We start from the raw sequence: 12,267 nt of genomic DNA on the forward strand, positions 1-12,267 counted from the left end.
GCCGCCGTTCGATATCGAACGGCGGCGGCTCTTTTCGTTCCGGTACAGCCGGCCTGCGCCTACTTCGGCGGCTGCTGCCCCTCACCGGGCGGCGGGCCCTCGCCCGGCGGCTGACCCTCACCCGGGGGCTTCTGTCCCGCGGGCAGCGGCTTGCCGATCCGGGAGGCCATATCCGGAATCATCCGCTTGGCCATCTGCTCCCAGTTGCCCCAGTTGTGCAGGCCCAGACTGGGGAAGTCGTAGCTGACGTTGTCGTAGCCGAGATCGGCCAGCTTGGTCTGGAACGCCTTGGTGTTGGCCAGCGCGATGGCCTCGAGCGGCATGCCCAGGGTGACCGCGTCGAACGAGGACAGGTCCTGCGACGCCGGCTGGGCGCTGCCCGACCCGATGTACAGGCGGGTCCCGTTGGCCTGCAGCTGCGCCGCGAAACCGTACGGGTCCAGGCGCTTCCACTCCGGGCTGCCCGCGGCCGCCAGGTTGTCGATGTTGTAGCCGCCCGCGGCGAGCATGGCCAGGCGCAGCGCCTCGCGCATCCCCGGCGCCGACATGTACAGGTATCCCGAGAGCGAGCCCGCGTACACGAACTGCTCGGGGTAGTACGCGGCCAGCAGCAGCGCGGCGCTGCCGCCCATGGACAGTCCGAACACCCCGTTGCGAGTCGTGCTGAACCCCAGTCGATCCCGCAGCGCGCTCTTCAAGTCCTTGGTCAGGAAGGTCTCCCACTTGTACGTGCTCGACTTGCCCTGCTGATCGTCCCAGCCCGAGACCGCCGACCCGGAATCCGAGCCGAGCAGCCCGCCCGCGTCGGTGTTCCCGAGAATCTGACTCGGCTCCTGCCAGTCCGCGTAGAAGCTGGACTGACCGCCGACCGGCATGACCACATTGATGTTGAACTTGGCCAGCTCGGCCGGGATGTCGGTGTGAATCTCCCAGCCGTTCATGGTGCTCAGCGCGCGCTCGCCGTCGAGTAGGTAGACCACCCGATCGGTGTTGCCGTCGGCCGCGCGCACGATGCGCGTCTTGACCTGCCCCATGCTGGAGTCGACCAGGAAGTCGAAGGCCGCCGGATTCTCTTCCGCCGCAGCGGGAACCACCACTGCCACCGACGCCCCGAACGGTAGCAACGCGGCCACCGCGACGCCGACGACGCTGCGCTTGACCCACCCTCCCCGGAATCTGTGTCGGCGCGAGCGCGCCCCTCGCACAGCTACGCCACCCATATCCTGTTATGCCTTTCCGTTGTGCGGCCCAGACTCCGGCCGCTCCCCACACCCACCCGCGCGTGTTCGACACCGCGGCGGATCTCGCCGAGCAGCATAACGCGCCCTCGCGCGGGGTTCGCAACGAATACGGGCCGCGCGAACCCCGCCGCGACCCGCGCTCTCAGCCCGCCCGGTGCAACGGCGTTCCGACGGTGAAACACGCACTGCGCCCGTGCGCGTCCAGCCGGCCGTCACCCCAGCTCGCGCTGCCGTAGGCGTCGACCTCGATGACATACTCACCGGCGGGCAGGGATTCGGGCAGCGACACCGAGGCCCGGGGCAGTCCGTCCACCAGTTCGAGGTACACGCGGTCGGGTTCGGGCGTCACCGGCACCAGGAAGACGCGCGCGTATTCGAGCTTCTTGTGCGCGGGTGCGGCGGGCGACCAGCGCACCCCGAGCGCCCGGTGCGCGTCGTCGGCGAATTCGATGGCGACCAGCAACCCGGCAACCCCGTCGAGCTCCGCCCGATGACCCACGACTTCCTCCTCGCGCACTTATCCCGGCGACCGGCCGAACAACCCGCACCGACCCCGGCAATCCCGCTCCCACCAGGCTGGCACGCGCTCCCGCGCGTGGCAACGTCGATACGCGCGAACGCTATACGGGCCGCGAAAACAGACCGCAGTGCCGCTGCGAGGTGAAACCCACTTGTGGCTGAACCGGTACGTGCGGGGACGAGTGAGCGCGCCCGCGTGGGGAATTCATCAGGCACTCGATCCCGAGGCAACGACGCCGAGGATACGAAGGAGGCCGCGATGAACGACAAGTGCCACGACTGCTGGCGGCAGGAAAACCTCACCTTCGTCCAGCGCCTGGACCCCGCTTTCGCCCGCACCGGCCTGTGGCGGCTGTGCCGCAAGCATCAGGCCCTGCGCGACGAGCTCGCGGGGCGCGATCACGGCGAGCACGACAGCTCGACCGGCCGCGCGGCCTGATTCACTTCGAACCCGAACGCACCGAGTCGAGCAGCCTGCGCAACGCGGATATGGTGTCCGCCAGCGCATTCGGCTCGGACGCGTCGGCCAGCCACATGGCGGCCTCGTTCATGGCGCCAGACAGCAGATGGGTGAGCGGCGGGATCGGCTGCGGCGCGATCACGCCCGCCGCGACCAAACCGCTCAGCGCCTCGTGTAGATGCCGCGCCGACGCGCCCTCGTCCATGGCTCGCCATTCCCTCCAGCCCAGTACGGCCGGCCCGTCGATGAGCATGATGCGCTGAATCTCCGGATCGGTGCACGTGGTCAGGAACGCCTCGCACCCGGCGACCAGCTGATCCCACGGCTCGGTCCGGGCGTCGGCCACCGCCGCGACCCGCTCCCCCACCTCGTCCTGGACCTCCTGCAGCACCGCCCGGAACAGCTCGGTCTTGCTGGCGAAGTTGTGGTACAGCGCGCCCTTGGTCACCCCCGCCGCGGCCGTGATCTCCGAAAGCCCCACCGCGGCATAGCCCTTCGCCGCGAACAGGCGCCTGCTCTCGTCCAGCAGCGTGCGCCGTGTCTGCTCCCGCTGCCGGTTGCGCAGCTCGCTCGCCATCCCGAACCCTCCGTTGACATACCGATGGAATGTCAGCTAGCGTAGCTCACGTACCAACGGTATGTGAACACGGGGCCCGAAAGGCGACACAGTGAAACTCAGCAGCTTCTACCCGGTAATCGGCACCACCCGCGTCGCGGAATCCCGCGACTTCTACACCGCGTGGTTCGGCTTCGACATCACCTTCGAAGCGGACTGGTACGTGAGCCTGCGCCGCACGGCCGACGACAGGACCTACGAACTGGCCCTGCTCGATCCGACGCACCCCAGCGTTCCCGAGAAGTACCGCACCCCCACCGCCGGCCTGATCCTCAACTTCGAGGTCGAGGACGTGGACGCCGAATGGGAGCGCCTGGTCGTGCGGGGCGGGCTGCCCGCCGAACAGATCCTGCGCAGCGAGGAGTTCGGCCAGCGGCACTTCATCGTGGCCGACCCCAACGGCCTGCTGATCGACGTCATCACCGAGATCCCGCCCGCGGGCGAGTTCGTCGAGCAGTTCGACGCCGAGTACTCCGCCGAACGTTTCGGCGCGCGGTAATCGCCGCCGTATCGCCGGCCGCCGTATCGAGGACCGCGACCCCGTACTCGGCGGGGCCACGGTCGAGCAGAGCCGGTGTGCGGGGTACCGCTCAGCCCACGCCGAGCGCGTTCAGGATCATCGGCCGCGAGGTCCGCAGGGCCTGCTCCCAGTACGGCCAGGTGTGCGTGCCCTGCCCGATGTCCACCCGAGCGCCGAGTCCGAGCGCGTTCACCCGGCCCTTGAAGATCTGGGCCGCGGCCATGGTCATGGTCTCGAGCCCCATGGCGTTGATGGTGTTGCCGAAACCGAAGCGCAGATCAGCGGGGCCGGGCACCCCGTTTCCGGACCAGACGTAGGTCGGGAGCCCGCGCAGCCGCTCGGCCTGCACGGTCGCGTCGTTGCGCGACCACGCGGGATCGGAGGCCGGGCCCCACATGTCGTCGACGTTGAATCGGCCCTCGTCCCACATGGCCGCGCGCATGCCTTCGCTCCAGGCCGGGAAGGTCGGATTCACATAGCCGGAGTACGACCCCGCGAACTTGAACTGATCGCGATGATTGGCCGCCAGGATCAGCGCGGCATTGCCGCCCATGGACGCGCCGGCAATGGCGTTATTGGTGCGCGAAACCCCGTATTTTGCAAGGAAATTCGGCAGTTCCTTGGTCAGGAAGGTCTCCCACCGATAGGTGGTGCCCTGCTTGTTGGTGCTACTCGGGCGCTTCCAATCGGTATAGAAGCTGGAGTGCCCGCCGACCGGGAAAACCAGGGTCACATTGTCGCCGGCGAATTGGCGCAGGGCGTCGGTGTCGCTGACCCACTGGCTGTGGTCCCCGGGCGCGCGCAGTCCGTCCAGCAGATAGAGCGCCGAGCTGCCGCCGCGCGCCGCCCACTGCACCTGGACCTTGATCGATCCCATGCTCGAGGGCACCCAGAGCTCCTGGTAGCCGCCCTTGGGCGTGCGCAGGACCGGGCCGTGCGCGGGTGCGGCGATCGCGGTTCCGGCGCCGATGGTGGTGGCGAGAACGCCCGCCGCGAGCACGGTTCCGGCGCGGTACATCCACCCCCGGCCGCCGCGTGACGGCCCGTTCCGAGTTGTCGTTCCCACCGGAATACCTCCCACCTCGTATCCCGGTAAAAATACCGAATCCGGCCGAATTGCGCTGTCGCTCAGCCCAATCTGTTTATACCGACAGTTGCGCCATGATCGCTGTGCCCATCCAGCGGCGCAGATATACCCGGAGTTCGTCCTCGGTGCGCGGTGGATTTCCGGGGGATATGAAGAAGGATTGCATGGTGCGCAGCGCGTATTCGACGAGTCCGTTCAGCGAGGATTCGTCGTAGCCGAAGTGTTCCCAGTCCACATCGAACCGCCCGATCATCTCCATGCCGAACTGCTGCGCCGCCTCGGAGGTCATCCCCTCGGGATGGGCGTTGACCGAGGTGGCCGAGAGCATGATGCCCAGATGCGGGGTGCGGCGGACTTCGGCGAGGGTGAACACGATCGCCTCGGTCATGGCCTCGGCGGGATCCTCGATGCCGCGCACCTGCGCCGTGAGCCGGTCCAGGAAGCCGTCGACCGAGGCGATGGCCGAAGCCTGCATGAGGGCGTCCGCGCTCGGGAAGTACCGGTACACGGTCTGCCGGATGACCCCCAGCGACTCCGCCACGTCGGCGATGCTGATCTCGGCCCCCGTGCGGCCGATCAATTCCACTGCCGCAGCAACGATTCGGCGCGATGCCTCGTCGTCGTTCTCCGGCGGGCTCCCGCCCCACCCGCGCCTTCTCGCCACTGCCCGACGCTACCAGGGCGAATGCGGTTCGCGGTTTCGGGGATTCTGCTCGGCCCCGCCGATTGTTATCATACACATCAGACGTTCCGTGTATGGTCGCGTTGATTCGGACTATCCGAGCCGAGCCAGCAGCCCAACCCACGTCGGGAAAGACGAGGTACCGCCGACAATGACCGATCTGATAGTGCGCAAGCTGACCTTCGCGTTCGAAGACCACGACGTGCCGTTCCTGTGGAACGAGGAGAACCCGGCCTTCTCCGCCATGGCGAACGCGGTCTCGTTCCTGGCCATCGGCTTCGAGAAGATGATCGTGAAGACGATCCTGCAGGCCAAGCCCAAGTTCACAGACGCCGAAGTGGCCGAGGAGGCCGACGCGTTCATGCGCCAGGAGGGCCAGCACTCGACCGCGCACCGCGGCCACGTGCGCGGGCTGATCAAGCGCTGGCCCGGGCTGCAGGAAACCCTGGACCAGGTGGTCGGCGAGTTCGACCTGCTGGTGAAGAACACCCCGCTGGAGTACCGGCTCGCGTACACCGCGGACCTCGAGGCCACCTTCACCTCGGTCTTCAAACTGATGCTCGACAACGACTCGACGCTGTTCGCCCCCGGCGACGACCGCGTGTCCTCGCTGTTCATCTGGCATTTCGTCGAGGAGGTCGAGCACCGCAGTTCCGCGCTCATCATCTTCGACTCGCTGGTGGGCAGCGACCTCTACCGCATGCGCAAGGCCCCGTCGATCTTCAAGCACGTCATGGACGTCATCCGGATCGCGTGCGAGGGCTTCAACAAGCATGTGCCGCTGGAGGATCGCGGCGTCGACGCCATGGCCATGTTCGCCTCGTACCGCCACATGCAGCGCCTGCGCCGGATCGCGCCCTGGCTCGAGGCCCAGGACTTCGGCCCGATGCCGCGCGCGTTCGACGACCTGAACCTGCGTGAGCAGCTCATCGCGCTGCGCGGGGTGATCCGCAGCCAGCTGCCCAAGCACAACCCCAAGCACGAGGCCCTGCCCGCGCTCGCGGACGTGTGGTTCGAGCGCTACGAGGCCGGATACGATGTGACGCAGTGGTATACGGCCGAGGCCGGCAGCACCAAGACCGAGGTGCGCTGATGTCCGATCGCTGTACCCCCACCTTCGACGAACTGTCGAAGGCACTCGGCTTCACATGTGAGGAAGCCGGCGGGCTCTTCGAGCTCCGCAGTCCGCTGCACCTGGAGAACTGGACGCTCCCGGTGCTCGAGCTGACCATCGTGCTCGGCTCGATCCTGGCGCTGGTATGGGCCGTGATTCGACTGCGCCGCAACGGCGATCCGACCAACCTCGTGCTGTGGTTCGGCGCCACCGCCTACCTGTTCATCATCGAGCCGCCGCTGTACTTCCCCGCGGCCTTCGGCATCGAAGAGCACGTGGACACCATGTTCGCGCACAACGTGTTCACGGTGGAGTTCATGTGGGGCCGACTACCGCTCTACATCATCGCGATCTATCCGTTCATGGCGACGGTGGCGTACGAGATCGTGCGCATGCTCGGGGTGTTCCACCGCTACGGCCCGCTGCTCGGCGCCGCCTGCGTCGGCTTCGTGCACCACGCGTTCTACGAGATCTTCGATCACATCGGACCGCAATTGCGCTGGTGGGAATGGTCTCTCGACAATCCCATCAACGCGCCGTTCTTCGATTCGGTGCCGCTGCCCAGCGTCGTGGTCTTCGCCGCGCTGTGGCCGATGTCGCTGGCGTTCTGCGTCCGCTGGTTCGTCGGCCGTCAGGTGGACGCGGGTCAGCACTTCACGGGTCTGCAATTGGTGTGGCGCACGGTGGTCATCGGCCTGCTGGCCTCGCTGGGCACCTTCATTCTGCCGCTGCCCGCGACGGTGATCGGCATGGGCAGCACCACGGTCCGCGGGGTCATCTACGCGGCGGAGCTGGTGCTGATCGCGGCGGTCGCCATCCCGATCCTGTTCCGCCAGTGGCGAATTCTGCGCGGCGGATCCTCGGGCATCCCCGCGTACACGAACCGCTTCGTGCAGATCTACAGCGCGCTGTACCTGGTCGTCTTCGCGATTTTCTGGATCACCGCGCTGCCGGACTTCTTCGACGCGGTGGACGGGCGGACCGCCAACGGCGATCCGATCGGCAACCTGTGGTTCACCCTGGCCTGCTTCGTGGTCGCCATCGGCTGCGTCGCCGCGGTCTGGACGATTCCCCGCGAGCAGTCCCCCGCGGCGGTTCCCGCCGCGCCCGACGCCGAAAGCTCCAGCGTCGCTTGATGATGCGATCGGGCCCGGCGTCGCGCCGGGCCCGATCGGTCAGACCGTGAGCCCGCGCCGGACCAGCAGCGGCTCGATCTCCGGCGCCCGGCCCCGGAACGCCGCGAACGCGGTCAGCGGGTCGACAGAGCCACCGCGCGAGAGCAATTCGCGCCGGAAGGTCTCACCCTTCTCCCGCAGCGAAGCGGTCCCGTCCTCGAACCACTGGACGGTGTCCGCGTCGAGCACCTCGCTCCAGATGTAGGAGTAGTAGCCCGCGCCGTAGCCGCCGGCGAAGATATGGGCGAAGTAGCCGGTGCGGTAGCGCGGCGGAATCGCCGAAAGCGCGAGTCCCGCTTTGCGAAGCGCCTGCTCCTCGAAGGTCTCCGCGTCGATGCCCGCCGAGGCGTCGGCCTCGGGCAGCCGGTGCCAGGCCCAGTCCAGCAGGGTCGCGGCCAGGTATTCGACGGTGCGGAATCCTTCCCCGAACTGCTCGGCGGCGGCCAGGCGCTCGAGCAGCTCGGCTGGAATCGGCTCGCCGGTCTCGACGTGCTTGGCGTAGTTGACCAGTACCCGCGGATGCGACATCCACATCTCGTTGACCTGCGACGGGAACTCGACGAAGTCGCGCGGCACCTCGGTGCCGGAGAAGAACGGGAAGCGGACGTCGGAGAACAGCCCGTGCAGGGCGTGCCCGAACTCGTGGAACAGCGTGCGGACGTTGTCCCAGGTCAGCAGTGCCGGTTCACCTTCCGGTGGCTTGCCGATGTTGAGGTTGTTGACCACCACCGGCAGCTGCCCGAGCAGCCGCGACTGGCTGACCAGCTCGTTCATCCACGCCCCGCCGCGCTTGGAGGGGCGCTTGAAGAAGTCGCCGAGGAACAGTCCCAGCGCCGTGCCGTCCGCGTCGAACACCTCGAAAACCCGGACTTCCGGGTGGTATCCGCGCAGGTCCGGACGCTCCCGCACGGTGATGCCGTACGCCAGCTCGGCCGCGAAGAACACCCCGTCCCACAGCACCCGCTCGAGTTCGAGGTAGGGCCGCAGTGCCTCGGCGTCGACCGAGAACCGTTCGGCCCGCACCCTTTCCGACCAGAACTGCCAGTCCCACGACCGCAGCTCGGCCTGCTCCCCCGCGTCGGCCCGCATGGCCGCGGCGAGGTCCCCCGCCTCCCGCTCGGCGTTGGCGACCGCGGGCGGCACCAGTCGCGCCAGCATCTCCTCCACCGCGGGAGCGGTCTTGGCGGTCTGATCCGCGACCGCGTACGAGGCGTGATCGGCGTACCCCAGCAGCGCGGCCCGCTCGGCCCGAATGGCAGCCATTCGCACCGCGAGCACGCCGTTGTTCCCGTTGTCCCCCAGCCCGCGCCCGAGGGACGCGGACATGACCCGCTCCCGCACGCTCGGATCGGCGAGCTCGGCCAGGATCGGCTGGTTCGACACGTTCTGCAGGCTCAGCGCCCACTTTCCGGCGTGCCCGAGCGAACGCGCGTTCTCGGCGGCGGCCGCGACCGCCGCGGCTCCCAGCCCGGCGAGTTCCGCCGCACTGTCGAGCACGAGCGTCGCGGCGTTGGTGGCCGCCAGGTTGTTCTGCCCGAATTCGGTACTGGCGGCTGCCAGTTCGGCGTTCAGCTCCCGCAGCCGGGCCTGCTGCGCCGCGTCCAGCCGCGCCCCCGCCCGCACGAACTTCAGGTGATACTGCTCGAGCAGCCGGGCCTCTTCGGGATCGAGCCCGAGCCGGTCCCGTTCGGCGTACAGGGCCTCGACCCGTTCGAAGAGTTCCGGATCCAGGTAGACGGCGTCCCGATGCGCCGCGAGCAACGGCGAGACCTCGGCCTCGATCTCCTCGATCCGCTTACTCGAATCCGAGGAGGCGCGATTGAAGAACACGTTCGCGACGCGGGTGAGCACCGCACCCGACCGCTCCAGGGCCTCGATGGTATTCCCGAAGGTGGGCGCGTCCCCGGTCCGGGTGATGGCCGCGACCTCGACCAGCTGCACGGCCATCCCCCGCTCGAACGCGGGCAGGTAGTGCTCCTCGTCGATGACCGCGAAATCCGGAAGCTTGTACGGGAGCGTGCTGCGCTCGAAGAACGGGTTGCTCGTCATGGATCCCACCTTAGGTTGCCGGGGTGGGGTGGGTCGGGGCCGGCGAAAGGCCGGTGCTGCTAACGCGTGGGTCGCTTCGGCCAATACCTCCTGCGAGGCATCGATCACCCGATCGCCGCCGTACCCCCCCCGGACTCAGGAGCTTCGTGGAACGACCTTTCGAACTGTGCTCGATCGACATCGCGGTCGGCACACTGAGCCTGCGGCACCTCGATATCGGAATGACCTACGGTGGCGTCATCGAGGGCAGGCCCGACGAACGTTTCAACGATCGCGTGATCGAGAGGCTCGGCCGAATGACCGGCAACGGCGATCAGCGAATTCACGTTGTGCCGCCCGAGCGAATTATTGAAAATGGGCGCGAGTATTTGCCTCATGTGCAATGCGTCGGGAGGTTCCACGGCCCCTGCACTTCGAACAACACCGAGGACTGGGTGTACACGCACCTGACTGTCGGCTGGTTCCAACAGCCCTGTGCCAGCGGCTTGATCAGCCCAGAAGCCATCACGAGGATGTACAACCTGCCCTGGCTGGAGCTGGCAACCGACGTCCGGTGGCACGATATGTGAGGGTAGGGCCGCATTCAGCTCGATAGCGACGAAACGGGCACAATGCGATTGCGCAGACAATCTGAAGATTGTTGTATCACAATGGGATTGGGCTATTGCGGGGTGCTATCGAGGAGTAGAATAGGGGTATGAATTCGGGAGGGGAAACCACCATCGCGCAGAGTGTCACCGCACACGCTGCCATTGTGGAAAACCTGCTCGAATCGCCTCTGTTCTCGCTGCCCGATGCCGAGTTCATCGAGAAGATGCAGGAACTCGAGACCAGTTTCCGCATGCTCGAAGCGGTGAAGCAACGCTTCGTCCTCGAATGCGGTGTGCGGGGGTTGAACACGCAGGCCGGAGTGAAGAGTCTGATCGTGTTCCTGCAACAGACCTTGCGGATCTCCCACTTCGATGCCGCGGCCCGGGTGCGGAACGCGGACCGGCTCTCGGCCGTGTCCGAAGGATCGGTTCAGCGCCCGCCGGTATTCCCGCACATCGCCGCCGCCCAGCGTGCCGGGGAGATTTCCGCCGAGCATGTGCAGGCGATCGTGAAGGTCCTCGATCGGATTCCCGAACGCGCGAGCGCGGAAGTCAAAGACTTCACCGAACAATCTTTGACCGACTACGCCCGCATCGGTGACCCGAAGGGTGTGACGACCCTCGGGGTCCGGGCCCTGGCCCATATCGACCCGGGTGGGGTGTTGATCGCTGATCGGGATCGGCAACGGATGCGCGGGATCTGCATCGGGCGTCAACGTGCGGATGGGATGTTCCCGATCTCGGGTCTGCTGACCCCGGAGTTGGGTGCGGTGTTCCTGCCCATGTTCGCCAAGTTCGCCCGCCCCGGCATGTGCAACCCCGATGACCCCGAGAGCCCGCACACCACCGCGCAACTCGGGATCGACACCGAAACCGACGCCGACGACAGCGACTTGGATGCTGCCACCGTCGCTGCTCGGAACGTGTTGCGGGCTGCTGCCAAGCGTGATCACCGCAGCGAGGCCCAGCGCAATCACGATGCGTTGCTGCGGTTCCTGCAGCCGGACATGGGACCGACCAAGCTCGGGTATCACCGTGGGCTGCCGGTCTCGACGGTCGTCACCATGCGGTTGACGGACCTGGAGCAGCGGACCGGGCTGGCTACCACGAACACCGGTGGGACGCTCTCGATCACCGAGGCGATCAAGTTGGCCGCGCGGTCGACCCCGTACCTGGTGATCGTGGATGCCACCGGCCGTCCCCTGCACCTCTCCCGTGGTCAACGCCTGGCATCGGCAGAGCAGCGCCTGGCACTCACCGCGGTCGAGCGCGGGTGCACTCGCCCCGGATGCGACGCCCCCGCCACCCGCTCAGCGGTCCACCACATCACCGAGTGGGCCGATGGTGGCGAAACGGACATCGAGAACCTGACCTTCGCGTGCGATGCCTGCCACGCCCAGGTCAACACCGGCCCGAACGGCTGGAAAACGATCGTCATGCCGCCCGATTCGGAGAATCCGGGCAAAACCGGGTGGATACCACCACCCCACATCGACCCCGCTCGCAGACCCCGGGTGAATTTCAGTCATCACCCGCAAGTGCGCGGTCCCTCGGGGATCCCGGGTATCCCGGCGCGGCGACTCTGCTAGAGCGCTGCCCTACAGCCGAAACCCAAGCCCAACCCCCACCGGTGGTGGATCCCGTTTATCGGCCTGGGAGGGCTGGTACCGCCGTCGAGTCTCCCAACCGGTCCACGCTGCTACTCCGTTATCCAGGCTGCTCTTCCTGCGGTAGGGCACCCCACCGCAGCGTCAAAACCGAACGTGACAACGCTGGTTCTCGTTATCCAGGCTGCTCTGCTGCGGGAGAGCTGGAACCCCAGCCCGGCCTCCCCCACCGCACCCCGCTGGTTCGCGTTATCCAGTCGTCCCCCAACTCAGCCAATCTCCCAACGCTCCGATAGCCCCCGGAGTCAGCCACGCATCCCAAGCCCCCAATCCCCTATCGACCCGGCAGACCCGGGACCGCACCCGGCAACCACCCCACCCCCGACCCTCCAGACGCCTTCGCCTTTCTTCACTCACCCCCGACACCCACTCCCACCACCCAATCTCCCCCAACCGCGAGGCCCCACTTTGCGGGGGTTGCATTTGAAAGTGTCGCTTGGATAACGAAATAGGTATGTTGTCAGCTACGGTCGCGCTGCCGAAGCCCGCGCGTCCGCCCCCGGGTATAGCCGACAGGATTGACGAAAACCTCTATGGCCGTGTTGTT

12 protein-coding genes are annotated in these 12,267 nt (G+C 67.1%); 6 read left to right on the top strand and 6 right to left on the bottom strand.

Annotated elements, in window-relative coordinates; translation table 11 throughout:
* Positions 1–59: 59 nt before the first annotated feature.
* Positions 60–1,220 (bottom strand): alpha/beta hydrolase family protein, encoded by a 1,161-nt coding sequence (locus tag ABZ319_RS19955; RefSeq protein WP_354987923.1) that lies wholly within the window; start codon positions 1,218–1,220, stop codon positions 60–62.
* 163 nt (positions 1,221–1,383) lie between these two features.
* Positions 1,384–1,740, bottom strand: a complete 357-nt coding sequence (locus ABZ319_RS19960; RefSeq protein WP_354987924.1) for a hypothetical protein — start codon at positions 1,738–1,740, stop codon at positions 1,384–1,386.
* 279 nt (positions 1,741–2,019) lie between these two features.
* Between ABZ319_RS19960 and ABZ319_RS19965 the strand changes: the two genes are divergently transcribed.
* A complete protein-coding gene (locus ABZ319_RS19965) occupies positions 2,020–2,199 on the top strand; it encodes a hypothetical protein (protein WP_354987925.1) in 180 nt (59 codons plus the stop codon).
* A gap of 1 nt (position 2,200) precedes the next feature.
* Here ABZ319_RS19965 and ABZ319_RS19970 read toward each other — a convergent pair whose 3' ends face one another.
* Positions 2,201–2,797 (bottom strand): TetR/AcrR family transcriptional regulator, encoded by a 597-nt coding sequence (locus ABZ319_RS19970; protein WP_354987926.1) that lies wholly within the window; start codon positions 2,795–2,797, stop codon positions 2,201–2,203.
* A 91-nt stretch (positions 2,798–2,888) separates the two neighbouring features.
* On the opposite strand from ABZ319_RS19970, the gene ABZ319_RS19975 reads away from it, so the two are divergent.
* Positions 2,889–3,335: a VOC family protein gene (locus tag ABZ319_RS19975; protein WP_354987927.1), complete on the top strand. Its 447-nt coding sequence runs from the start codon at positions 2,889–2,891 to the stop codon at positions 3,333–3,335.
* A gap of 91 nt (positions 3,336–3,426) precedes the next feature.
* Here the strand turns inward: ABZ319_RS19975 and ABZ319_RS19980 are convergent, their stop codons facing one another.
* The gene (locus ABZ319_RS19980; RefSeq protein WP_354987928.1) at positions 3,427–4,422 is read right to left on the bottom strand and encodes an alpha/beta hydrolase family protein; all 996 of its coding nucleotides are present in this window, start codon (positions 4,420–4,422) and stop codon (positions 3,427–3,429) included.
* Positions 4,423–4,498: 76 nt separating this feature from the next.
* On the bottom strand, positions 4,499–5,107 hold the full coding sequence (locus tag ABZ319_RS19985; RefSeq protein WP_354987929.1) for a TetR/AcrR family transcriptional regulator: 609 nt from the start codon (positions 5,105–5,107) through the stop codon (positions 4,499–4,501).
* A gap of 169 nt (positions 5,108–5,276) precedes the next feature.
* Between ABZ319_RS19985 and ABZ319_RS19990 the strand changes: the two genes are divergently transcribed.
* Positions 5,277–6,218, top strand: a complete 942-nt coding sequence (locus tag ABZ319_RS19990) for a metal-dependent hydrolase (RefSeq protein WP_354987930.1) — start codon at positions 5,277–5,279, stop codon at positions 6,216–6,218.
* Positions 6,218–7,375, top strand: coding sequence for a hypothetical protein (locus ABZ319_RS19995; protein WP_354987931.1), 1,158 nt, complete (start codon positions 6,218–6,220; stop codon positions 7,373–7,375). The genes ABZ319_RS19990 and ABZ319_RS19995 overlap by 1 nt, the downstream gene beginning before the upstream one ends.
* 39 nt (positions 7,376–7,414) lie before the next feature.
* On the opposite strand, the gene ABZ319_RS20000 is transcribed toward ABZ319_RS19995, so the two are convergent.
* Positions 7,415–9,463, bottom strand: coding sequence for a M3 family metallopeptidase (locus ABZ319_RS20000; protein WP_354987932.1), 2,049 nt, complete (start codon positions 9,461–9,463; stop codon positions 7,415–7,417).
* 146 nt (positions 9,464–9,609) lie between these two features.
* On the opposite strand from ABZ319_RS20000, the gene ABZ319_RS20005 reads away from it, so the two are divergent.
* Entirely contained in the window at positions 9,610–10,032 is a 423-nt protein-coding gene (locus ABZ319_RS20005; protein ID WP_354987933.1) for a hypothetical protein, read from the top strand.
* A gap of 128 nt (positions 10,033–10,160) precedes the next feature.
* Positions 10,161–11,642 (top strand): DUF222 domain-containing protein, encoded by a 1,482-nt coding sequence (locus ABZ319_RS20010; RefSeq protein ID WP_354987934.1) that lies wholly within the window; start codon positions 10,161–10,163, stop codon positions 11,640–11,642.
* The last annotated feature ends 625 nt before the right edge of the window (positions 11,643–12,267 follow it).

The sequence above is a fragment of the Nocardia sp. NPDC005978 genome (assembly GCF_040614455.1).
In the GTDB taxonomy this organism is placed as follows: domain Bacteria; phylum Actinomycetota; class Actinomycetes; order Mycobacteriales; family Mycobacteriaceae; genus Nocardia.

Coding starts and splice junctions, on each gene's coding strand:
- ABZ319_RS19995 (WP_354987931.1), top strand. CDS start 6,218: ATGTCCGATCGCTGTACCCCCACCTTCGACGAACTGTCGAAGGCACTC.
- ABZ319_RS20010 (WP_354987934.1), top strand. CDS start 10,161: ATGAATTCGGGAGGGGAAACCACCATCGCGCAGAGTGTCACCGCACAC.
- ABZ319_RS20000 (WP_354987932.1), bottom strand. CDS start 9,463: ATGACGAGCAACCCGTTCTTCGAGCGCAGCACGCTCCCGTACAAGCTT.
- ABZ319_RS19955 (WP_354987923.1), bottom strand. CDS start 1,220: ATGGGTGGCGTAGCTGTGCGAGGGGCGCGCTCGCGCCGACACAGATTC.
- ABZ319_RS19970 (WP_354987926.1), bottom strand. CDS start 2,797: ATGGCGAGCGAGCTGCGCAACCGGCAGCGGGAGCAGACACGGCGCACG.
- ABZ319_RS19965 (WP_354987925.1), top strand. CDS start 2,020: ATGAACGACAAGTGCCACGACTGCTGGCGGCAGGAAAACCTCACCTTC.
- ABZ319_RS19990 (WP_354987930.1), top strand. CDS start 5,277: ATGACCGATCTGATAGTGCGCAAGCTGACCTTCGCGTTCGAAGACCAC.